General features: G+C 51.7%; 19 protein-coding genes. 4 read left to right on the plus strand and 15 right to left on the minus strand.

Going from position 1 to position 23,896, the window contains the following annotated elements:
• Positions 1 to 302 precede the first annotated feature (302 nt).
• The gene (locus ACXAFI_RS17030) at positions 303 to 1,316 is read left to right on the plus strand and encodes a zinc-dependent alcohol dehydrogenase family protein (RefSeq protein ID WP_475109710.1); all 1,014 of its coding nucleotides are present in this window, start codon (positions 303 to 305) and stop codon (positions 1,314 to 1,316) included.
• Between the two features lie 54 nt (positions 1,317 to 1,370).
• On the opposite strand, the gene tnpA is transcribed toward ACXAFI_RS17030, so the two are convergent.
• The 3 genes from tnpA to ACXAFI_RS17045 form a co-directional block, all read right to left on the minus strand.
• Positions 1,371 to 1,805, minus strand: coding sequence for an IS200/IS605 family transposase (gene tnpA / locus ACXAFI_RS17035; protein ID WP_475109711.1), 435 nt, complete (start codon positions 1,803 to 1,805; stop codon positions 1,371 to 1,373).
• 267 nt (positions 1,806 to 2,072) lie between these two features.
• Positions 2,073 to 3,335: a hypothetical protein gene (locus ACXAFI_RS17040; protein WP_475109712.1), complete on the minus strand. Its 1,263-nt coding sequence runs from the start codon at positions 3,333 to 3,335 to the stop codon at positions 2,073 to 2,075.
• Complete coding sequence (locus tag ACXAFI_RS17045) at positions 3,332 to 4,279, minus strand: GlxA family transcriptional regulator (protein WP_475109713.1); 948 nt, start codon at positions 4,277 to 4,279, stop codon at positions 3,332 to 3,334. Before ACXAFI_RS17045 ends, ACXAFI_RS17040 begins: the two co-directional genes overlap by 4 nt.
• A 481-nt stretch (positions 4,280 to 4,760) precedes the next feature.
• On the opposite strand from ACXAFI_RS17045, the gene ACXAFI_RS17050 reads away from it, so the two are divergent.
• On the plus strand, positions 4,761 to 5,036 hold the full coding sequence (locus tag ACXAFI_RS17050) for a hypothetical protein (RefSeq protein WP_475109714.1): 276 nt from the start codon (positions 4,761 to 4,763) through the stop codon (positions 5,034 to 5,036).
• Positions 5,037 to 5,379: 343 nt separating this feature from the next.
• Here ACXAFI_RS17050 and ACXAFI_RS17055 read toward each other — a convergent pair whose 3' ends face one another.
• Positions 5,380 to 6,534, minus strand: a complete 1,155-nt coding sequence (locus tag ACXAFI_RS17055; RefSeq protein WP_475109715.1) for a DUF3667 domain-containing protein — start codon at positions 6,532 to 6,534, stop codon at positions 5,380 to 5,382.
• A gap of 242 nt (positions 6,535 to 6,776) precedes the next feature.
• Positions 6,777 to 8,066: an aminopeptidase PepB gene (gene pepB, locus ACXAFI_RS17060; RefSeq protein WP_475109716.1), complete on the minus strand. Its 1,290-nt coding sequence runs from the start codon at positions 8,064 to 8,066 to the stop codon at positions 6,777 to 6,779.
• A 165-nt stretch (positions 8,067 to 8,231) separates the two neighbouring features.
• Here pepB and ACXAFI_RS17065 point away from each other — a divergent pair, with 165 nt between their 5' ends.
• A complete protein-coding gene (locus ACXAFI_RS17065; protein ID WP_475109717.1) occupies positions 8,232 to 9,644 on the plus strand; it encodes a hypothetical protein in 1,413 nt (470 codons plus the stop codon).
• A 110-nt stretch (positions 9,645 to 9,754) separates the two neighbouring features.
• On the opposite strand, the gene ACXAFI_RS17070 is transcribed toward ACXAFI_RS17065, so the two are convergent.
• From ACXAFI_RS17070 to ACXAFI_RS17110, 9 genes are all read right to left on the minus strand, one after another.
• On the minus strand, positions 9,755 to 10,120 hold the full coding sequence (locus tag ACXAFI_RS17070) for a thiol-disulfide oxidoreductase DCC family protein (RefSeq protein WP_475109718.1): 366 nt from the start codon (positions 10,118 to 10,120) through the stop codon (positions 9,755 to 9,757).
• A gap of 22 nt (positions 10,121 to 10,142) precedes the next feature.
• Positions 10,143 to 10,610 (minus strand): cupin domain-containing protein, encoded by a 468-nt coding sequence (locus ACXAFI_RS17075; protein WP_475109719.1) that lies wholly within the window; start codon positions 10,608 to 10,610, stop codon positions 10,143 to 10,145.
• 86 nt (positions 10,611 to 10,696) lie between these two features.
• Positions 10,697 to 12,109 (minus strand): rhomboid family intramembrane serine protease, encoded by a 1,413-nt coding sequence (locus ACXAFI_RS17080; RefSeq protein WP_475109720.1) that lies wholly within the window; start codon positions 12,107 to 12,109, stop codon positions 10,697 to 10,699.
• 148 nt (positions 12,110 to 12,257) lie between these two features.
• Positions 12,258 to 14,477 carry a mechanosensitive ion channel family protein gene (locus ACXAFI_RS17085; RefSeq protein ID WP_475109839.1) on the minus strand — a complete coding sequence of 740 codons (2,220 nt, stop codon included), beginning with the start codon at positions 14,475 to 14,477 and terminating at the stop codon, positions 12,258 to 12,260.
• Between the two features lie 117 nt (positions 14,478 to 14,594).
• Entirely contained in the window at positions 14,595 to 15,266 is a 672-nt protein-coding gene (locus ACXAFI_RS17090; protein ID WP_475109721.1) for a DUF6515 family protein, read from the minus strand.
• A 96-nt stretch (positions 15,267 to 15,362) separates the two neighbouring features.
• Positions 15,363 to 16,487, minus strand: coding sequence for an efflux RND transporter periplasmic adaptor subunit (locus ACXAFI_RS17095; RefSeq protein ID WP_475109722.1), 1,125 nt, complete (start codon positions 16,485 to 16,487; stop codon positions 15,363 to 15,365).
• Positions 16,484 to 19,579 carry an efflux RND transporter permease subunit gene (locus ACXAFI_RS17100; RefSeq protein ID WP_475109723.1) on the minus strand — a complete coding sequence of 1,032 codons (3,096 nt, stop codon included), beginning with the start codon at positions 19,577 to 19,579 and terminating at the stop codon, positions 16,484 to 16,486. The genes ACXAFI_RS17095 and ACXAFI_RS17100 overlap by 4 nt, the downstream gene beginning before the upstream one ends.
• Before the next feature lie 376 nt (positions 19,580 to 19,955).
• Complete coding sequence (locus tag ACXAFI_RS17105; RefSeq protein ID WP_152450944.1) at positions 19,956 to 20,771, minus strand: LytR/AlgR family response regulator transcription factor; 816 nt, start codon at positions 20,769 to 20,771, stop codon at positions 19,956 to 19,958.
• Positions 20,772 to 20,775: 4 nt separating this feature from the next.
• Positions 20,776 to 21,864, minus strand: a complete 1,089-nt coding sequence (locus tag ACXAFI_RS17110; RefSeq protein WP_444920855.1) for a sensor histidine kinase — start codon at positions 21,862 to 21,864, stop codon at positions 20,776 to 20,778.
• 120 nt (positions 21,865 to 21,984) lie between these two features.
• Here ACXAFI_RS17110 and ACXAFI_RS17115 point away from each other — a divergent pair, with 120 nt between their 5' ends.
• Positions 21,985 to 22,446, plus strand: coding sequence for an EVE domain-containing protein (locus tag ACXAFI_RS17115; protein WP_475109724.1), 462 nt, complete (start codon positions 21,985 to 21,987; stop codon positions 22,444 to 22,446).
• A gap of 60 nt (positions 22,447 to 22,506) precedes the next feature.
• On the opposite strand, the gene creD is transcribed toward ACXAFI_RS17115, so the two are convergent.
• Complete coding sequence (creD, locus tag ACXAFI_RS17120) at positions 22,507 to 23,880, minus strand: cell envelope integrity protein CreD (RefSeq protein WP_475109725.1); 1,374 nt, start codon at positions 23,878 to 23,880, stop codon at positions 22,507 to 22,509.
• Positions 23,881 to 23,896 lie beyond the last annotated feature (16 nt).

Here is a 23,896-nt window from a genome sequence, read left to right on the forward strand (position 1 = left end):
AGCAAGCAAATTTTATATGCTTATGAAATATAGTGTTTTCAAAGATCGCTTCGCTTAATCAAAACTATCCTAACGAGCTTAATGTTCCACTTATTTAAACCATTTTCATAAAAATACAATGGGGTCGTCAGCAGCGGAATATTTCTCAGGCACTCCTTTGTAGTATCTGGACTCGATCTAGGCTTCCGAAGTCTCGACTCATACTACTTGAGAACTGCCAGTTTTAACCCCATGATCACAAACCATCGTCGGTTGAGTTAATCAAGCATGTGACCGCGTTATTCAACAAAAAGGTGAGTATTATGAAAGCATTGACGCTTAAAGCGCCTGGAGGCTTGGAGAACATCTCTCTGAGTGAAATTGATGACCCCGGCAAACCGGGCCCGGGGCAGATTCGGGTTGCTATTGGCGCATCCTCACTCAACTTCCATGATTTACTGGTCGCCGACGGCAGTATATCCACAGAGGATGGTCGTATATTGATGTCAGATGGCGCAGGCACCGTAGAGGCCGTTGGCGAGGGTATCACTGAATTTAAGGTAGGCGATTCCGTAGTTTCCTGCTTTTTCCCACAATGGCAAGCCGGGCCAGCGTGTCACAATGTCTGGGGCTTTGCCAATACGCCAGGAGATGGCATTGATGGAATGGCTGCCCAGCATGTAGTGCGTGATGCCACTGCATTTACCCTCGCGCCAAAGGGCTGGAGCCACACTGAATCCGCCACCATTACCACAGCAGGTCTCACGGCCTGGAGGGCCCTGGTGAGCGATGGCAAAGTAAAACCTGGAGATACCATATTAACTCTGGGCACTGGTGGCGTATCCATTGCCGTAATTCAAATTGCTAATATGTTGGGTGCCCGAGTGATTGTGACCTCATCCTCCGATGAGAAACTGGAACGAGCCATGAAATTGGGGGCAACACATGGTATTAACTATAAGACTCATACACAGTGGTCAGAAAAAGTGTTGGAGTTAACCCATGGCAAAGGGGTCGATCACATTATCGAGCTGGGTGGTCCCGCCACTTTGGAGCAATCCATTCAGTCAGTTAGGGTCGGGGGCCATATATCTCTGATTGGGGTGTTAACCGGCAGAGAGGGAGAAGTTCCAACAGCTCTATTGATGGGAAAACAGGCTCGTCTACAGGGACTGGTTGTGGGAAATCGCTGTGAACAGCAGGATTATGTTGCAGCACTGGAAAGTAATGCAGTACATCCGGTTATCGACAAGACATTCCCATTTTCTGAACTAGAGAAAGCTTTTGAATACCAAACCAGCGGATCACATTTTGGTAAGATTTGTGTGGAGTGGTAATCAGCAACCACCCGCATAGCGGGTGGTATGGTGAAAGCCCCCAAAGGGGGCTAGCTACAACCTCGCCAGGTGCATCTGCTCTTGACGGCGCTCTTCAATCTCTTGATTCTTGATGTACTCTTGAATCATCTGCTCATCGAGCCCAACTGTACTAACGCAGTATCCCCTGGCCCAAAAGTGTCTTCCTGAAAAATTTCTCTGTACATGTTTGTACTTTCGAAATATCTGGATCGCAGATTTCCCTTTCAAAAACCCAACCGTATTGGAAACACTGAACTTCGGAGGAATCATTAATAACATATGAATGTGATCCCTCATTGCGTACCCTTCAATCAACTCAATACCCTTTTGACGGCATAGGTCTCGAAATATCGCTCCGATCTCCCGTCTCAATGTTCCAAATAATGCTTTCTTTCGATACTTAGGCACAAATACCACGTGGTACCTGCAATAATGCTTCACGTGAGCTTGGCACTGCCAATCTCGCATATGGCCTCCTTTATAGAACTTGCCGGTTCATGGATGCCATATTTTTCATTCTGCACGCCGGAACGGCAGAGCCCTGTCAAGTCTCACCGCCAGAGGCGGTGGTTTACCTATGTATTAATTATTTGTTTTTAAGCTCTACTGCATAAGAAAAAAATAATACACTGCTTTCGGCGTTACCTGTAGATAAGCTATCGGAGCTCGCTATCGGTATATTTACTTTATAGAACTCCGAGAGCAGTGTTTTAATTCCAAGGCGAAAGATGATATTTACGATGACTTTATCTGCCTTTCATGATTTTTATCTTGAATATGGTTAAGTAACTGCAATAGTGCTCCGTCCCTACCCTGCTTATAGTCACGCCAGCTAGTCATCGCCGGAAAATCTGGATAAAGCGCATCAGCAGGTGATTGAATAAAACGATAATAACGCTTAGAAATACTTACTTCTCTATTCGAATTTTTAAGCCTGAAACGGTTAGTCTCAGCAGCTATATTTGGATCAGCACCTGTCGGAGTCCCCACCAAGGTGGCATTAAGAATTTGCTGATACTGGGCGGCATTACTCATCGCTGCTGATTGAGTACCTTCATCAATCATTACAAATATGCCGTTGCGCCAGTCGAACTGATCCAGTCTTTGAATACATGAGGAGAGAGCTAAACCTATGTAAAAATTTCCACCATGATTATCTCGAAAATCGATAACAAGATTACGTGCTCTGCTAGCACGCATGACATCGATAATATTTTCACACTGCTTTTGAACCTCAATCAACTCCGGATAATTATCAAAATTCAAGTAAATTGTATCGTACTTACTCAGGAAGGCCAGACGGATACCAGGCAAATCAATATTATAGTAGTTAATATCAGGCACCAAAACTGGATACTGTGTACTCAATCTACCGAATTCACCCATAGAAACAGAATTCACTTTTATAGAGATAGGTTTACCATCTTTTGAAAACTGATAAGTTACCTCACCTTGCCCATCAGTAATGCCAACGCCATAGAGAAACTTAGCTAAAGTGATATGGAAGCTTAAGGAAAACTTAAAACTATATGGGTTCTCAACATAATTTACAAAAGGTGCCAGGTACTGCTCTAATTTAGGTATGATATAACCATTGATCGCAGTTAGATCAGCCCCCCGCAAAGAACTGTATTTCTCTACAGAATCTACCACTTTAAGCTTATCGCCGAAGTATTTAAATCGAAATGGGTAATGCTTATGAGGACCAGACATTATATTATAGGAGGTGTGAGCATCTCCTATACTACGCATTATGCGCATTACTCCCACTTCTACTTCCGCTTCATTCATATTGGGCAAACGTTCAAGCAGCTTATCAATTTGCTTATCGAATTCATATTTCTCAATATTAACAAACGGATCAATGTGACGCGCCTCAATTAAGCTGTGTAATTGCTGTATATCTTCCTTCCATAGGTCCACCTCTTCCGCTTCAAGCGTGTAAGCTTGACATGAGAAAAATAATAAATAGGTAATCAAAAATAATTTTTGTTTCATGCTGGATTCCGGCTGAAATAAGAGGGAGATATTCCAAACTGAAGATAAAATGCCCGACGAAAACTATCGTAACTGGAAAACCCCACCCGTAGAGCCACTTGCTCCAAACTCAGGGACTCACAGGTAATCAAGTCTCGCGCCCGGTTGAGACGAATTTGATTTAAATACTGGCTGGGCGTGTTATGTAAATGGCGCTTGAATAAGCGAGTCAACTGGCGTTCACTAATAGCTATTCTCTCTGCCATATCGGAGACACTAATAGATTTTTGGTAGTCTTCAGCCAACCACTCCAGCAGTGGGCTGAGACGCATACTATCGCCAGACTGCACTTGTAATAGATCTGAGTACTGCGCCTGTCCACCACGACGCTGTAAATAGACCACCAGCTCCTTGGCAACACTGGCAGCAATAGTATTGCCGTGATCCCTGCGAATAATCTCTAAAGCTAGGTCTACACCGGATAAAACACCGGCAGAAGACCAGATTCCCTCACTTTCAATAAACAGGGGATCTTCTTCCACTTGATAATTGGCGGCCTGCTGTGCCAATTGCCGGCAATGTCGCCAATGTGTAGTTACTCTATGACTTTGCTCTGGAAAAACTTTTGCTAATACAAAAGCACCGGTACAAATACTCACCACTCTTGTGGCATTTTCTGCGATCAACCTCAGGGCGTTAAGCTGCTTTGAATTCAACTCCAGCTGCCGCATCCCAGTACCACCACAAATTACCAGGTAATCGACTATGGGAGCCTCAAAAATATCGCAGTCTACCGAGAGTGACTGACCATAAACTGTATTAACTGTCTCAGTAGAAAGACCGAGCAAGCAGCAAGAATAAGCCTCACTGACAAAACTGTTGGCTTCCATAAAGGCATCCAGAGGACCGAAAAGATCTAGGGCCTGAAATCCATCAGCAATAAAAAAACCAATCTTCCTACTCATAGTGTCTCCTCCATAAGTCCATTTTACAGCCTAGGAGGTGTCTTATGAGACACAATTACGACAAATACAGACATATAGACTACCAATATGAGCGGGTCTATTGTTATCAACCGCTAACAGTTGCAAACCGCCCTATCCCCTTTTCTGTGATTAAAGGGATTACGCTCAGTAGTGAAGCATTGGCAGTTCATTCTCCTGGATAAATCTTATTTTTGTGGTTTCAGTTGGGACTATTAAAGTAGATATTCAAATAGAGATAGCGCCCAAAAATACAATAAAGGGTCTTACTTGATGAGCTGTATACAAGAAAGGCATCACTTTAGTAGAGTGACTGAACTGAGAAGATCACTCTACAAGGGAGAGTGGGGCATAGATAATGCTGGTTAGGACCGCTACAGCTAAGGCTCTGAGTTAGTTATACTCCTCCTATAACAACTTAGTACCGCCGATCAGTTCTTACTACGGCCAAAGAACAGGATTTATGATCTTCTCATCTGCACTGCTCGCCATAGTTATGGCCACCACCACACCAAACAACTGTACTGATGGCATTGCTCTGGCAAGAGGTGTAGCCGCTATTGCGAGGGAATACCCTTGGTTAAGCATAGATAAGAAAGACTATTTACTGCGGAACTACCATCGTATGTACATCATTGTGCCCAAGAATCCCGACACCACCCCTAACAACGGTGGTATACCAACGGCCACAGTAAACAAAGAGAACTGTGAGGTAATTAATGTTCATCTGGCTCGCTAGCTCAATACATCTAGTTGCCTGCCATTAATAAAATGGAAATCTAACCCTACTTGCTATACACCACGATACTACTTAGATTTCCATAACAATCGTTACACATGGCAATAGCAAAGGGAGTCAGCTGGCTGTAACTCAAACAAGCTAGGAATCCCATGGAAACCCTTATCAGCCAGCCTAATAGTCCTACATACTTTAAACCTGGGTCGGATCTGCATAAATTGTTATTGCCAAGAATCAAGTCAGTATCCCGACTAACAAAATGCGTGCCTGCCGAAACATATCACTTTCCTAAAATTTATTTTTGTATGATTTAATGTATTCCGTGAACTGTTATCCATCATCGCTAAAGTTCCGCTAAACTCCAGAGGACCGTCAAAACGGCTCCCACAGATAGCAAGCTCAAATAGGCTAACCCCAAAAAAGAATATTTACATAGGGTTATCAGCCAGCCCTGTCGATAGACACGCTTTTGCATAAAAAACAGGTAAATAGGTACCCAAATAATTAGAATTATCAAAAGACCATCAACAAATGAAGTAATCGCGCTATATCCAGCTAATTGTTCACCCACACCGTAAAATAGATTGGCAATCAATATACTTAAGCAAATAAAAGCATGACTGTGCAGCGCTACAATCAAGTGCTCCATGTAAAGCCTGCGTTTAAAGACATAGAGCATCCACAGCATCATGGCAAAAAATGGTAGCATGATGATTAATGTGGAAGGCAGTGCTCCCAGAAATGCTTTCTTAAATCGATTCGGATCTTCTGTCACCCTCTCTACATTTTTATGGGCGCTATCAACCTTCTTGTTAATCCACTCTTCCACAGAGTCAGGAAGCCATTTAACTTGTAAAAATTCTCTATCTAGTTCTGTAATGGTTTCATTTAGCCCCGAGGCAATTTTATCTTTTGTAAAGTTCTCGGAATCAACTGAATCCCCTTTGCTACCGCTCAGGTTATTATTAAGCTGATTGAGGTCCGTTTTAAGTTCAACCTGTTCTTTGACAAGCTCAGATTCGAGTTCTTCCAGATTGACAACTAAGATGTTGTCATTTGCATGCTCTTGCTTAAGTTTCCGAATATTATCTACGGCATCATCATAACCCTTTCCAGCAGACTCAACATCCACGGCTACAACTTCCGTGTTGCTAAAATTAATAGCCCAATCACTATTAATTTGAATAACAAAAAAACTGGTAACACAAAGGAATATAAACAAACGCACGGGGCTTACATAGCGTACCCTGCGACCAGAGAAATATTCGGCAGTTAAGAAGCCTGGTCGAAAGAACAGAGAGGGTACTGTTTTCCATGTGCGTGAATCAAATGCCAGCAGAGTGTCAAAAAAGTCTCCAATAATGGAAGAGAAATGACGCACCATGCCTTTGACCGGCTGGCCACATGCATAACAGTGAGGTCCTAAAAGCTCAGTTTCACAGTTGGCACAATGATTTGACTTTTGAGCTGTATGATTTGCAGATGCCGTACTATTCATTACCTATTACCCCTCGACATAAAAAATTTTTATCTGATTGATTCAGAACATACCCTCGCGCCCAAGTATCAATTAACGAGCCAAAATAAATACTCCTCAGTTAGTAGAAGCCTGCTAATAATCCCGATTTTCAATTCGAATAAGAATTTATTTATTGATTTACAGGATCTAGAAAGGAGAAAAAAGAAACGCGCCTATCTTAAGGCGCGTTTTGCAAGATTTTTGGCAGTAATTGCTGGGTATCAGTTATCCAGCAGGAAGCGAGCGATAGTTCGCAGACCATGCCCCTTGGCACCAGCGGCCCAAAGGTCATTGCCGCTAGGCTGGTAAGAGCCGGAGAGATCCATATGTACCCAGTTTCTCCCATCTTCCGGTACAAACCGGGCAAGGAATGCAGCCGCAGTTGAAGCACCGGGTGTGCCTTCCAGGCCAATATTAGAGATATCGGCAAAGTTCGAGGGTATTTGCTCCAGGTGGAAAGGCTCCAACGGCAAGCGCCAGGCCCTCTCACTTTCCTGTGCAGCGGCATTCAGCACTTTTTGAGCCATTTTATCTTCGAAACTGAAGACAGAATTAAAGTCACGTCCCACAGCCATTTTGGCGGCCCCCGTAAGAGTCGCGGCATCCAAAAGACAGCGCGGCTCATCTTCCCCTGCGGCGAGTAGGCCGTCTGCCAATACCAGGCGTCCTTCCGCATCAGTATTCAATACTTCGACGGTAACACCATTCTTGTACTCAATAATGTCGCCCAGTTTAAAGGCATGGCCAGAAACCAGGTTTTCCGCGCAGCAGAGGTAAAGTTTCACCCTTTTTTCCAGGCCGCGAGCAATTGCCAGGGCAAGACCTCCAGTTACCATAGCGGCGCCGCCCATATCGGATTTCATGGTGGCCATGTTATTGGAGGGTTTGATGCTGTAACCACCAGAATCGAAGGTAATGCCCTTGCCCACCAGGCAGATATCTACTGCCGCATCCGCATCGTCCGTGGGATTGTAGTCGAGCTGTAGCATGACCGGCTCGCGTACACTGCCGCGGCCCACATTGTGGATACCGACAAAGCCATCGCGCAGCAGGTCATCCCCCGCTACTATGCGATGGCTAACCGCTTCTGGGGCAAGCGCTTGCAACATTTCCGCAGCACTCTCCGCCAACACTCTAGGCGAGACATCATCCGGCGTGCCATTGGTAATCTCGCGAACCCAGCGCGCGGCATTCTCACGTGCGGCCAGCTCTTGTAGCTCCCCCGCATCCTCTGTAGCCCAGTCAATTTTATTGCTGACGCGCGGATTAAAATAACCAGCCCAGAAAGCCCAGCGGCTTTCGATATCCCAGCCCTCACCACTAAGCGCAACTTCAGTTATCCCCATACCATCGAGGCGTCGCGCCGCGCGTTGGGCCGCTACCAGTGCATCGCCTTTCGCTGCACCGATATGGATATGGGCTTCACCGCCATTAAAACTGAGCAGCGCCGCCTCACCCCAGGGTTCCTCTGCAGTGCCTTCAATCAAATGAACGCGCATAACCTTTGCCATACAACACCTTTTTTTGAAACTTGTGTGCCAATTTTATTGGGATTCACGCTGCATTCTAACAGTACATCAAAAATACTCGACGATTGCGCCGCCACGATCACGACGGATAAACTGTCAGCAGAAACACAATAAACCTTCAGGAAGAAAAGATCTTAGGGAAAATACATGGCTGAATCCTGCCACTACCATTCCAGTGTCGATGCATCCTGGCAGTGCCAACCCTGTCAGCGCAAATACTGTAGCGAATGCATTCCGGGCTCCAGCGCCAACTATCAGGGCCTCGGTCCTGAGTGCCCACTATGCCGCGACCAAGTGGAGTATATCGGCGCCAGTAACAGCGCCAAGCCTTTTTGGCAGATGGGCATTTTTTACTTTCTCTATGCCTTGAAACCCGGGCCCCTGGCGATTGTGGCTCTGGCGGCTGCGGCCAGTTTATTAATCTCGAGCCTGGGACTTTTAGCCATGGTAGTCATGGTGGGAATCGTTGCCCTGGTGAGTCGCTACAACCTACTGGTTATCGAGCGGCTCGCCAGTGGGCAGCTGGAAGCTCCGGGAATTGGTGATGCCCTGGACGGCAATAGCGCGCCGTTGTTTCTAAAAGTCATCGCGATGACCCTGATTGCCGGTTTTGTCGGCTACAAGCTATTAGCCTTGGGCATGGGTGCCGTGCAGATTTATGCTTTCGCCCTCTTCCTGTTTGCGCCAGCAGCGATGATTGTACTGGCCCTTAAGCACAGCCTGCGTGCGGCAATCAATCCTCTCAAGTTACTACAATTTACTTTGATTATCGGTTGGCCCTACTGGCTGCTGTGGATTACTACCACTGCCGTTTCCGCCGCGCCCAATTTACTGATGGCCATTGCCATCGAGAAGTTACCACCCTGGTCCGTGGCTCCGGTGATCGCGGCCACTACCACTTACTTCTATATCGTAACCAGCGCCATGATGGGTTATATCTGCCTGTCACGGCAACAGAAACTGGGCATCCAGGCCGAGTTGGATGATGAAAGCACTTATATGGACGAGGAGGAATTTAACCGCGCACGTGCCCTGGCGGATGCACAAATATTAATGCGCGAGTCGAATCTGCCAGCCGCACGCCAGGCCCTGGTAGATGGACTTCGACGCCATCCCAATGACGAAGCACTCAACGAGCGCTACTACCGCTTACTTCTAGCAACCCAGGACCAAAAAGCCCTACGGGAACTGGGTCCGCACCTGCTGGATAAGTTTGTACAAATCAACCGGCCACACAAAGCTGCAGAACTCTACCTGGCTACTAAGCCCGCGCCGCCAATCACTAAACCCGAACTTTGCCACGCCCTGGCCAAAGTGCTCTATCAACAGCATAAATATCAGCAAGCCGCGCAATTGCTGAACAATCTGCACAAGGAAAATTATCCACAATTGGATGCCGCCTACTTGCTGCTCGCGCAGGTGTATATGGACGGATTGAGCCGGGAAGATCTCGCCAGGAAATTGCTACAGTTTATCAGGAAGAAATTCCCGAACACTCCTCTGGCCAATCAGATAGACGCTTTGTGGAAAGTATTAAACAGTTCAGAAAGTACACACTGATTTATTCACAAGAGTCCGCAAACAGGAAGTATGGGCCAACAGCGCGTTTCGAGTAAAAAGTAGCGCGCTTCGGTGATCAGTTTTCACCTCGTAAAATATCAGAACCACTCTCACCAGTGCTTCAAAGCCCTGTTCCATACATACAGGCAGCGGGCAAAGCCATTGTAGATTTTGTTAAGGCACCAACGAAGACCCGGTATTTTTGACAGTCTTGCCTTCCACTGCTCACTGGGAGAATTCTCCCAGATGGCTATAAATGCTTCATAGCCCACCCGCAGATGCCCCTGTGTATCAATCACATGCAGGCGTTCCCGCACAGACTCCAGGTCGACATTGAGCTGTTGTGCTTTGGCGTTATCAAGGTGAACATCTTCCCAGTCCACACCACATGTGGTGTTTTTTTTCTTCTGTGCACGAATTCCCGCATCGCATACCGGACAGGCAGAATTGTAGAAAACACGAATTTTCGCGGACATAAAGGAAGCTCAGCGTTTGCAATTAGCGGGGATACTCAATATCTGCGTGATCCACCAGCTCCCAGGGCAAGCCTTTGTTGCGGTAAATCCTCTTACTTTTATTCGGGTAATCGGCCACATCGTGATCCAGGCGTTGGCCTACCACGATACAGCGTAGAGTATCCTCGCCAGTATTTTTCATCGCATGGGGGAGACCATTGGCCGGGTAACCAATAAAGTCCCCTTCACTCACCGTATGGGTATCTTCACCAATTTGCACTGACGCCTGTCCTTGCAGGATATAGACACACTCATCTTCGAATTTATGGCAGTGATATTCAGTGGATTCATACCCAGGCTCTATTTCAATGATATGAAAACCAAAACCGCTTATCCCGGTAATATCCCCTAGGGATTTATTACGACGCACAGCATTCGGGTTTAGGAAGTGCACCTTGTGCTCCCCTTCCATTTCCAGGATCTCTTTGTTTTTAATAATAGATTTATTCATTTGGCTCCCCTGCCAATTTGATCTTATTGATACTCACTGACGATTGTCCAGTTGCCAACGTATCCCAACAAATAGACCGCTGCCTTCTAGGGCTGACCAGATATTTCCATCCTCTGGGTTAGCGCTTTCATCTCCCGCGCACGCCCTTCCTCACCCAGGCGTCGGTAATAATTCACCAGGGCCATGCCCAATTTGGGTATCAGTGGATGCTGCACCCGTTGCGCAATTAGCCTGTTTAAAAGCTCTTCCAGCCAGGGCCAGTTTTTCGCTTCGGCGGCACGGCGCGCCATAAGCAGGCAGGCTTTGGCGGTGAGGGCGCGAGGTGTCTGCGTAGCTTGTCGATAGTTTCGATAACCGGCCTCAAGAATACGGGCATCGATGGTCGGGCTGGCAGCCTGGGCGAAGAGCGCCAGATTGGCGCGGTGATACGCCTCACTATCGGGATTAATCGCGGTCAATTCGATATAGCGCTGAATCAGAGCCAGATGATCGGGATACTGACGCACTGCCGCGGCCGCAGCTTCAGCGGCCTCAATCAACTTGCCCTCTTCCTGGAATCGGTCGATACGCGTCAGTGCGCTCTGTTGTGGCGAGGGTAATTCCTCTTCCTCCACCGGCATCTCCTTTAACGGTGGGCGCCAGTAAATCAGCATCAAGGCCAGGACAAATCCGGCCAACAAACCGCCGGTGTGGGCCCAATAGGCAATACCCGCATCCCCGTAAAAGTAACCGAAGATTTCCTTGCCCAGCCACAGAGGCAGTACCATTAAAGCTGGTGCGCTGAACTCGCCAAACATAAATCCAACGGTGTAGAAGAATCGCAACCGCCGCACGCCGTAGATAGCAACGAACATACCCATTATCGCTGACACGGCACCGGAAGCACCGACCATGGGTACATTACTGCCGGACTCCACCAGCATATGCAAACCAGCCGCGGCCAGGCCACCGAGTAAATAGAGGGCGATAAACCAGAGCCCGCCCAGAGCCAACTCCACCGACAAGCCAAACAACAACAAAAACACCATATTGCCGATCAAATGATCCCAGCTGCCATGTAGGAACATATGGCCGAGCATGCCGGCCATGCCGGGCTCCGCCGGGATCAGGCCCAAGGCCATGCTGCTGACTTGGTTGCGCAGCTCAGCAAAATGCAGGCGCTGTTGCAGCCACTGGCTCTGCCCTTCCTGTTTCAGCTTGGGTAGTAACCACTGGTGAAACTCCATATTCCACAGCAGTTCCCGGTAGACAAACTCCTCCCCCTCCACATCCATCTGCAGGCGCCACTCCGGGTGCTCCTCGTTGACGTAAACCAGGAAGCGCTGCTCTTCCAGGTCTGGCAGGTCACTGCCAAAGTAATACTCTTCCGCCTGTTGCCAGCGGGCCTCATCCCCCCCCTGGTAAAATACAAATGTCAACAGGTTAGCGAGGATTAGCGCGAAGCACATCAATGGAGGGCGGCGCCAGTCTGGCTTATTTTGGATCGGAATTATCAGCACCGGCGTTTCCTTATAGATATTGCACGAGCGCCCGATAGCAAAACGCAGCAATAAAAAATGACAGGGATGGAGCCAACATTCTCGTCGGCTATTTGGAAAATACTACGCCTGTTTGCGGCAACTCAAGTCCAGTGCAGCCCGAGAGGCACTACTTCTTCTCGCTTTTCTCGTTTATCTCGCTTATCTCGTTTTTCTCACTTCTCTCGGCGCGGGCGATCAGCACCGGCGCATCCCAACTGCGCAGGTGCAGGTCTCGTTGCGGGAAAGGCACCTCGATACCCTTTTCACGGAACTCCCGCAACAACTCCAGATTGTAGAGTGCGTAGGAATCCCCCAGGGAGGTGACCATATTGCTGTTCACCCATACCACCAGCTTGAAGTTCAAGGCGCTGTCGCCAAACCCCATCAGCCACACCTCAGTTTTACGCTTCCAGTCGGTATGGGTGATATTGACCCGCGAGGCGGCTTCCAGTGCAGCCTCGCGCACCAAATCTGGATCGGAGGAATAGGAAACCCCAAAGGACACATGGATACGGCGCACCGGGTCATCCAGGGTGTGGTTAATCACCCGCCCCGCCACAAACTCCGTATTCGGTACCAGGATATCCACATTGTCGCGGGTGGTGATGCGTGTGGAGCGCACATTGATATCGCGGATACGGCCAAAGACACCGGACTCCAACTCCACCAGGTCGCCCACCTTGAGCGGCCGCTCAAACAGCAAGATCACCCCCGAGATAAAATTGGAGAAGATCGCCTGCAAACCAAAACCAAGCCCCACTGATAAAGCACCGGCCACCAGTGCCAGCTTGGAGGTGTCCAGGCCGAGCATGCTCAATACTATGATCAGGGCGACACCGATATAGGTGTAATGCAGTACCCGGCTCAGGTTGTACATGGAGGATTCGCTGGCGTGCTCCCTGCGCACGAGTCGATGCAGGAAGGCGCGAGTCAGCATCGATAGCAACCATGCACAGACCAGCACAAACACCATCTTGGCAATCAGGCGTAGCGTGATCGGATTTTGCGCGATGGTAAACAGTTGGTAGTCCGCCAAAGTACGCCAGCGTTTGTATACCTGGCGGCCTGTCAGAGCCAGGCGCTCGCGCACCGTGGCCCACCAGCCCTGGCGTTCGCGGTAGACTTCCAGCTGGGCTTTTTCGTAGCGCTGGATATCCTGCTCCAGGTCGTTGGCCCGGGCCAAACCGCTGCCAATCCGCTCAAAGTAAGCCCACCAACGGCTCAGGTCGGCATTTTCCTCCTCATCGCGCCAAGCCACTACCTGCCGCTGTCGAATGGCCAGTTCCCGCGAAGTACTCTCAATCACAGCATTGGCGTTCTCCAGCAGCTCACGGCTGACAACCAGCGTCTCCTCCTCATTCTTGGGATTCAATACGCGGTTGATGGACTGCAGCAGCTCACTCTTGCGCTTGCCCAGATGCTCCTCCAGCAGATCCACCTCCAGCTGCATCAGGGTGAGATCCTTTTTCATATTAACGTCGGGATCGGTGGAGGGCTCGGTGGAGCTCTGAATACTGGTGCGGGTAGTGGCAATGCGCTCGATTTTTTTCTCGCTATCGGTGATAGATTTTTTCAGTTTCTCGGCGTCTTTTTCACTGAAATGCAGGTCTTCGAGCATGCCCCGCAACTTGGTTTCCGCCAGATCAATTTTCTCCTGCCAGGTGCCGAGGAACTCATTCACCGTTTCCAGCTGCTCAATAATATTCAGGTGATTAATCTGCGCCAGCAACAGCGCTTGCGCCGCCTCGTCCTCTTCATCCCCTTTGGCATCGCGCAGCACAATGACCTGCTTGCGCAGCTGCGCCAGGGATTGTGCGCGACTTTCCCGTAGCTGGCGCGCCTCCAACTGCACTCCACTTAAACGGCGCTGACCTCGGCTAATCGCCGCATCGGCACGGGCCCAGTCGAGTACGGTAGGCTTTTCCGGAAACTTCACATCCGGCATCAGCTCAACTTTTAAGTACTCCTGGCGCTTATTCCAGGTGACCTCCACCCCCTCCAGGCTCTGGGTGATTTTCTTGGCACCTTTTTGCAGTGCTTCGTCATCTTTCGGCACTTCCTGCTGCCACTCCTCCCAGCCTTTCTTTAAGGCCTGCAGCCATTCCCGCCGCTGTTCCGGCGATGCGCTGGTCCAACCGGTCCACCAGTCTGCAGAGGGGTCTGCGAACTCGGGGACTACCGGTTTGAATTCCTTGGGTTTGGAACCCGGCAGCTGGGCGCTAGCCGCCAGGGAAAACAGGGCGAGAAAAATCAGGCAGAGGGCGAGTGAAAAAAAGTGGGGTAATCGGTGCTCAAAGCGAGTCTTATGCTTTTCAAAATAATAGGAGTAACCACCAGCGCCCAGCATAGAGTACACATCTGTCCGTGAAGCAGTATCTGCGAGGGGAAAGCCTGCCCCGAAGGGCATATTCCTTGAGTGTAGCCGAGAGCCGCCGGGCTCCCGACCCAAGAGATCAAAGAAAACTCAATAACGCCTGCGCCCATAGCCGCGCATACAATTGAGGTACTGCCTGCGGTAGGCCCGCGTACTGGTCACCGACGCCCTGCCGAGTTGGTGCGTACTTCTCACCAAATTGGCAGCCCTGGTTTGACAAAAGACTTCCCGACGGCCGAGATTGCGGCCAGTGCGACGTACATCGCGTGAATGCCGCAGTTGGCTGATGTTGCGGGAGGATTCATACTTAGGTGGGTAAGCTCGGGAAGTCTCGTATTGAGGTGGGTAAGTGCGTTCTGACGGATAGGTACGCTGTGAAGGATAGGCCCGCGAGTAAATTCTCTCCCCGGACTCTAAGGGGTTGCGGCTGTAACTGCGCCAGTTAGCCGGCGGTGTCACCACCACGAATTGATTGTCCTTTGGGTCAAATTCGAAGAAGGTGCCATTGCCAGCCCGTCGATAGTCCTTGCCATCGAGGTAGAATGAAGACCCCATAGGAACTTCCGGTACTTTGGCTCCCAGTGGCGGCTCCACGCGGGTATAACCATCTGGCCCCTGCCGGTAGAAGTTTCCGTCTACGTAGAAATAGATCTCATTATTGGCTTCGATAAGGCGCGCCCCGTCTGGAAGGCGCACCATCTGCGTCTCCGCTAGAGGTGCTGAGGTTATTGTCAGTAACAGCAGCGCGAACAGGAAACGCATAAGACACCTCGGCGAGCAAGTAAATGTCGCAGAAGTTTATTGTCATGGAACTTTGTTCCCCAATTTAATTTTTGGGGACTGCAACCGATAGGTCGGTCAGGTTCCGCTCACAATATTGGTGCCATCCTCATCGCGCACCACTTCCGAGAGTATCTTCACGTCCTGCCCCGGCTGCAGACGCTCGGCGCCACGCACAACAACCCGGTCACCACTATCGAGGTCGCCGTAAACAGCAATCCATTCTCCATCGCCGCTGCCAACACGAACGGTTAATCGCTCAGCTTTATCTTCTTTATCTACACGGTAAACGAAGGTTTCACCATTGCGCAGCACCAAGGCATCCCGCGGTACCGCCATGGTGGCGCGAACTTCAGAGAGAGGCACAGCCACTTGTACTGGCATCCCCACGACCCAGTCCCACTGATGCGTGCTGTTACGGGGCAGTTGCACCATCAGCTTAACCCTGCGCGAATTGTCACTGGCTACGGGGACAAACTGGCGCACCTGACCGTTGATGATCCGAGCACTGACGCGCTCGCCCTCGGATAGGGATACCGCGTCACTGCGCACTGCAATGCTGTCTCCGGTGCCAATCAAGGGCAATGCGGCCAGAGGGATATCCGCTTCCACTTCCAGTTGAGACATATCCAAGGCACGCAGCAACTCGGAGCCAGTGCGTACATACTCCCCCGCCTGTAATTCGCGGCTCACCACCAGGGTGTCAAAGGGAGCATCGATGGTGGTTTTACCAAGCTCGTAGGCTCGTCTGTCCCGCTCAATTTGTGCAGCCAAGAGATCCTGTGCCATAGCCTCGCGTTCGGCTTGCTGCTCCTCCAGCGCCGCGCGCGAAGTGCTATTGCTTTCCGCCAGCTTGCTCAAACGCTGCAGCTGCGCATCCAGATAGGTGAGACGCGCTTGCAACTGGGCAATGCGGCTCTCGCTGTTGCGCAACTGTAGGCGCCAGTGGGTCCCATCCAGCTGTGCCAGGCGTTCCCCTTTCTTTACCAGACTGCCGGGCTCGGCGACAAACTCCAGCGCGCCATCCAGCTCCGAGGAAATGCGAATATCGCGGCGGCTCACCACCCGCCCGGCGGACCACTGGCTCGGCGCCATCTGGCGGGTCCCAGCCCGATCTACAGTGACCGCTACCGTGCCATTCTGGGCCAGCGCCGGCCCCACAAAGGCGATGGACAGGGCAACACCGGCTAGTAACTTCTTCATTGGGAACTCCTCAGGGCCAGTTTATGGCGCAGCCGGCTAAATTGCGGCAGGGGCAGATGACCGGTCTGTAACAGCGCCGGCAACAAAATCAAAGTAAACAGGGTACTAACCGCCATACCACCGACGATTACGGCGGCCAGACCGCGGTAAATCACACTGCCTTCCCCCGGTGCTACTAGCAGGGGCAACATGCCGAATACGCTGGTCAAGGTACTCATAAAGATCGGTCTTAAACGCAGTCGAAGTGCCTGCTCCACCGCTTCTACCCGGCTGGCACCAGCGCCTTCCGCTGCGCGGGTCTGATGCACCAGCAGAATGGCGTTATTCACTACCAGCCCCAGCAGGATAACGAAGCCGATCATGGTAAGCAGGTCGAGGGGCTGGAAGCTGATCAAGTTCAGCAGCTGCAGTGCCAAGACCCCACCGACGGTAGCCAGCGGCACCGTTAACAGTACCAAGCCGGCATCGCGCAGTGAGCGGAACAGGGCGCTCATCAGCAGGAACAAGATCAACAACGCCAACAGGAAGTTTTGCGATAGAGAAATCAGGGCCTTATCCAAATCGCTGGCGTTCCCCCCCACCAGGATACTGCCATCATCGGGCAGAGCCTCACGGATCTTTGGCAACACATCCTCCTCTAGCTGGGCACGCACTTCCTCTAGAGAGATATCGTCCGGCGGCACAATATTTAGGGTGATGGTGCGGCGACCATCCACCCGGCGCAGATTGCCAGGGCCCACGGTACGCTCCACACTCGCCAACTGGCTCAACGGCACCACCTCACCGCGCGGGGTGACCAACGGCGTATTCTGCAACTGCTCCGGTGTGCTCCAGGGCTGAGCCTTGAAAATTACATCCAGGCGTTTTTCCCCATCGAAGTATTCCCCCACGTAGAGACCGTTGCCGAGGGTACGAATCAGGCCGCCCATATCCTGACGATTCCAACCCTGCTCCAGCATGGCGCGGTCGTTGGGTCGCACCGTCAGCTCGGGTTCCGAAAGTGACAGGCCCGGATTGGTCTGTACCGGCGTACCCGGCATCACCTCCTCCATTACTTCCACACCGCGGGCGGCAGCGCGCATCAGACCATCGGCGTCGCGGGACTGCAGGTGCAGGGCGATGCGGCGATCACCACCGAATTGGCCAAATAAATTTCCACGCGCGGCGAAACCCTGAAAATCTGGAATATCCACCAAGATTTCCTCTCGCAACAACCTTTCCATCTCCTTGGCTTGATCCATGTCCTTAACACGCACGCCCATAGTGCCGCCGTGGGGCCAGGTAATGATGTAGTAGTTCTTCAGGGCCGGATCGCGCTCACCACTCATATAGGGTGCCATACGCCGGTCCAGCTCGTTGACGATATCCTTTTCAATGGTTCTGGTATTAGTAGACGAGGGGAAATTCATCCACACATCCACCGCATCGCGTTTTACCGGCGGTAAATAATCGAGATTGGGTAATAGGAAATAAGTCGCGGCGATGGGCACCAGCAGAAAACCACCAATCACCTGCCAACGGCGTGCACGGGTGCTAGTCAGTGCCATAACCCGTGTGGTTATTTTTTCCCACATATGAGCCAGTCGGTCCTCACTGGAAATTGGCGGCAGCCATAGTTTTGCCGCCAGCGGCACTATGGCAATGGCGGCTAGCAGGGAAAACACCACCGCCACTGCGATTGTCAGGGCCAAATCACCAAAAACTTGCCCCTCCACACTGTTCAGAAAAAAAACCGGCAGGAAGATCGCCACGGTGGTGGCGGTACTCGCCAGCAATGCGCCCCAAACCTGCCCAGCGCCCTGCTCCGAGGCTTCCTCGGGAGCGAGACCTTTTTCCCGCAAGCGCACAATATTTTCCAGCACCACAATCGCCGCATCGAGCACCATTCCAGTGGCAAAAGCCAGCCCCGCGAGGGAAATCACATTGACACTGCGCCCTGCTGCGGATAACACGACGAAAGTGGAAAGCAGGGAGATGGGAATAGCTGCAGCAACAATTAATGTCGCACGCATACGCCGCATAAACCACCAGAGCACCCCAACCGCCAGCAGTATGCCCAATATCAGGTTGCCGCCTAAAAGATTTAGAGCGCGGTAAACAAATACCGAAGCATCGAAAGACTGTACCAACACCAACTGTTCGTTTTTCAGTTTTGTCTCATTCAGCTCCGCAACCTTCTGCTTTACCAACTCCAGAGTGGCGAGCATATTGGCATCGTTGGTGCGGTTAATGCGCATGGATACCGCAGGATTACCGTTCTGCGTGGTTACCCCACGGGAATCAGATGGCCCCACACGCACCTCGGCAATATCGCCGAGTCGTACCGGCTGGCCATCGCGCCACTCCAAAACCAGCTCAGACAGATCCGCCGGTTTGTATTCACCGACAAAACGCAATGTGTATCTACGGCGTCCTACATCGGTAAAACCACCGGAAACATCCCTTGCCGAGGCCAGCTGGCGACTGATCGCCGGTAACTGAATGCCCAGGTCGGCCGCCTTCCAAGGATCAAAAATAACCTGTAATTCTTCTTGCGCAGCACGACCAGACTGGGCCTCCACACTGGAAACACCGGGTACGGACTCCAGTTCAGGCCGCAACACATCCTCGATCAGGCCTGCGTAATCATCTAGGTGGCTGGAATTGCCAGGTAGTTTCTGCAAAAAGAAATAGGTGAGTGCTGTGGCATCACCGCCCCAACCGCCAAGCATCACCCGCGGCGGCTCCGCATCCCGGGGCAGAGGCGGCAGACTACTCATGCGGCTGATTACATCAATTAGCACCTTGTTCATATCGGTGCCCATGGTGAATTCGAGATTCACCCAGGCGCCTCCCCTGCCGGCATTGACCTCCATGGTTTCCAGGCCAGTGAGGCCCTGGAGCACCGATTCAATCGGCTCGACAATTTCCGCTTCCACCTCTTTTGGCGCAGCGGCACGCCAGCCGGCCTGGATAGCAATACGCGGGTTTTCAATATCGGGGAAAAGCTGTACCGGTAGGCGACTGGCGAGAAATGTTCCCAATAAAACGGCGAATACCACTGCCACACCAGCGGCGGCAGGATTTTTAATAGCGGCTTTTGTCAGCGCCATTCCATAGGCCCTTATTTTGTTTTTTACGATTAAGCAGGCAATGACATAGACGAGTCCTTATCTATTTCACTGTCTCCGGGAAAATACTGGCGCAGAGTCATAAATCTGCTGCTACTCCGCCGACCCGTGCCCAGCTTTATTCTCACTGAAAAGCGCAATATTTTTGTGAAAAAACTGCGTATTTTCTGTCATCAAGCCCTGAGCCAACAGCCGCACTCTCCTGTGCCGCGCGATATACCCGCGGGTGTAGAACCACGGGCGATGGTAGGAAGGCTAATACAATAGGAATCGCAAACAAGGGCGTTGCGACAAAGTGTCGGGAATTTTCGATCAGGCCATGAAGGGAATTTTTACCCCCGCAGGAGCCGAAAATGTCTCAGAGAAAATGCTGCACTTTACTCTTATAGCTACGACTCATTTTCAGGCACTCGCCACTATCCAACACCAAGTGATACTCGCCATTAATATGCGCGCGAATTTCCCGCACACGGCTTAAATTCACAATGGTGGAACGGTGAATACGCTGGAATAATTTAGGGTCCAGCTGCTGCTCCAGTTCCTTCATGGTAATGCGCATCACATGGGTTTCCCCCTGAGCGTGCACACACATGTAGTCCCCGGCGGCGTCGATCCAATCGATTTCCCGTGCCGGCACCAGGGTGATTTTTCCCGAATCCTTCACCGCAATTTTGTCCGGGTAGGCGCTGCCGGCAAACTGGCCACTGACCAGTTTCTGCTCCAGCGCCTCCGGGGATTCTTTCGTCAGATCCGCCACCGCCTCCAGCAGTTGCTCGCGCTGCATGGCGATATCCGCAGTGGCCATTTTTTCCCGCGCACGAGTCAGAGCCAATTGCAGTCGCTCCTCTTCGATGGGCTTCAAAACGTAATCCACCGCGTTGACTTCAAAGGCCTCCACCGCGTACTGGTCATAAGCCGTCACGAACACCACCTGAGGCAGTTTTTCCAGGGGGATCTGCTGCACTAATTGCAGGCCGTTAACCCCCGGCATCTGGATATCCACAAACGCTACATCCGGGTTTAGCCGCAGGATAATTTCCAGGGCCTCGCGGCCGTTACCGCACTCGGCGACCACATCGACACCGGGCATTTGCTCCAGCCGCAGGCGCAGGCCGCGGCGCGCCAGGGGTTCGTCATCGACAATTACCGCGGTCAGGTTCTCAACTGCACTCATCTCGTTATTCCTGTTCATAGGGAATGCGAACATTCACCGATAACCCGCCCTCAGGGCGGTTGCGGAAACGCACTCTCTGATCATCGCCATACAGAGCGCGCAGGCGCTCACAGGTATTGCGAATACCAACACCGTAACCCTTGCCTACCAGACGCAGCTCCTCCTCCGGCATCCCCGGACCATTGTCGTTCACTTCGAGCAATAGCTCCCCCGCGAACACCCGCGCCTTGATATTGATCTCTCCACCGCTTTCCAATTGGGAGATGCCGTATTTAATCGCATTTTCCACCAGGGGTTGCAGGAGCAAACTGGGCACCAGAGCCTGGGGCGACTCTCCCTGCAAATCCAGGCGCACGCCGAGGCGATCGGCAAAGCGCACTTTCTCGATATCCAGGTACAGCATCAGCGCCTCCACCTCTTTGGCCAGCGTGACCTTCTGCATAGGGTCGTTATCGAGGGAGTGACGCAGGAACTGAGACAGGCGCGTGACCATATTGTTGGCGGTGCGCCCGTCGTTATCCAGAATCAGCGTGGAGATGGCATTTAACGTATTGAAGAGGAAGTGGGGATTCAACTGGTAGCGCAGCATCTTCAGCTGGGCCTGGTGTGCCATGGACTCTGCACGAAGGGCCTTGGCCCGCTGGGTCTGCGAAGACTGGTAGTACTTGATACCGTAATAGAGCGCCGCCCAGGTGGTGAGAATCAGGAAGGAATAGGAAAACCAATACATGGCCAGCACCGCCGGGTGCTCATCGCTCTCCTTACCATAGAGCCACAGGGAACCACCAAACTTGATTGCCGCCCACACAGCGGCTGCCCCAATCACCAGCAGCAGTGAACCAAAGAATCGAGTCGCCGGTGGCTTGTTCCATAGACGCTGGAAGCCGAAGCGCATCACTTCACTGAGGAATATCCCGGCGACGGTGGCCACAGCAATATAACCCGAGTGGATCCAGTGGTCCTTCACCCAGAAAAAGCTGCCGACAAAAGTCAGCAAGGTGTAGCCGGCCCAACCGCTGAGTTGCAGGGCCCAGTATTGGGACCTGTGACTCGACAGGTGTTGTGAGAGCCACTGAAATGCTTTGTTTCCCATAATCTCCCGCTAGAGGCGCGAAAAAATAACGCCGATTTGACACTTTTGTATGGCTTCATACTAAATGGCACCGATCGCCGGCGAAACACCAACCGGCGCAGCACAGGGACAAACTGCCGCATGACACACTGGTTATTCAAATCCGAACCCGATGAATACAGCCTGCAAGACCTCGCCGCCGAAACCAGTGGCAGCGGCCGCTGGGATGGTATTCGAAACTACCAGGCGCGCAACTTTCTGCGCGATCAGGTCGCCGTGGGCGATGGGGTGCTGTTCTATCACAGCGCCTGCAAGGTGCCTGCGGTGGTGGGTACCGCCGAAGTAGTGCGCGCCGCCTATGCGGACCCGGCGCAATTCGACCCCGAGAACAAATACTTCGACCCCAAGGCCAGCCCCGATAATCCACGCTGGTTCTGTGTGGACCTGGCCTGGCGCAGCGAATTCGGGCGCCCAGTGCCCCTGGCAAAAATCAAGCAAGATCCACAGCTGGCAGAGATGGTGCTGGTCAAACAGGGGCGCTTGTCGATACAGCCGGTGCGCCAGGAGGAGTGGAATTACATCGTGGAATTGGGCGGGCCATAAAATCGGCGGGTAAGACTAGAACGGGGCGACAAGACGCCGCCCCGAAGTGATTTATCCTGCTTACGGTTGTGCGTCCCCACCGGGCTCGCCGCCCCGCTGGGTAGGGCTGCGCCCCACATTGTACCAGTCCAGTTTGCGGGTCAGCACCATGGTGCAACCAAGCACTCCGAACACTAACAGTGAGCCCATTAACAGGGCGTAGTCCTCAGCGCTCAGCAGACCATACAAAAGTGCATATAAAGCAGCTAACAGCCCGGCGAATCCCAGCCCCCGCTGCCAGCTGCGCAACACCGCACTGGTATAAAAACCGATCAACCCCACGCAAGCCGCGGCGGAAATCACATAGGCTTTGACGAAGGCGATATGCTCTGACAGTGATAACAGCAGCAGGTAGAACAACGCTAACGCCAAACCTACCAGGGCATACTGTACCGGGTGCACCGCCAGGCGCTTGAGTATTTCAAACAGAAAGAAGGTGGCGAAGGTCAGGGTGATAAACAGCAATGCGTATTTAATCGCGCGATCAGTTTTCAGGTACTGATCAACCGGATCGAGGAAGCTCACACCAAAGCGGCGATTAGTCAGGTTGTTACAGTGATCTTCCCCATGACAGCGCCGCAGTATCTCCTCCAAGTTGGTGGCGAAAAAGCTGGTCTGCCATTCCGCAGTAAATCCTTGATCGTTTAAATCTCTACTACTGGGCAGGAAGTTGCCAAAAAAGCTCGGATGTGGCCAATCGGCCCTCATCACTACGCGGCTGTCACGGCCCACCGGCACCAGGCTGAAGCGCTCGGTGCCTTGCAGTTTGAGATCGAAGGCAAACTCCAGGGTTTGGCCACCCTCTGAGTCCAACATTGGCAGCATTGCATGTACACCATCACCAAGAATCGGTGCGCGACTGCCCGGGGCAAACTCCAATGTTTGGTTGTTCAGGCGCAGTTTCAGGTCATTGCGGATACCGCGAATATCGTTGATACCTACCGATAAATAAGGTGTGCTGAAACGGTACTGGTCAAGATTGGCCCCCAGCCCCATTTTGTCCGGCACTCTGAATAGGCCACTCACCTTGCTGTCACTGTGGTAAAGGAGCGCCTCGTAGATACCCCGCGCTCGCCGCTCGGTGGTCAGGTCGGAGTTGAAGACGAAGCGCTCGGGAAGGAAATACAAATGGCCGCGCTCTTCCCGCTGCTCCTTGTGCCTCTCACCAGTTTTTTTATTGGTCATCCACTTCCAGTATTTCTTCACATAGGGCACCACCAAAATGGGCCCGGTAATTTGCTGGTTAAAGCTGGAGCTGCGGGCAATATCGTTTATCACCCCATCCTGATAACGTTTTCTCTCATTAATCAGGCCATCGATCATGGTCAATGGAATCAATAGCAGCAGAATCAAGATGGCAATAGCGCCCAATTTAAAAGCCAGGGCTCGGTTCATGGTTCAGACCTCGGTA

This window comes from Microbulbifer sp. ABH2_005 (assembly GCF_056160005.1).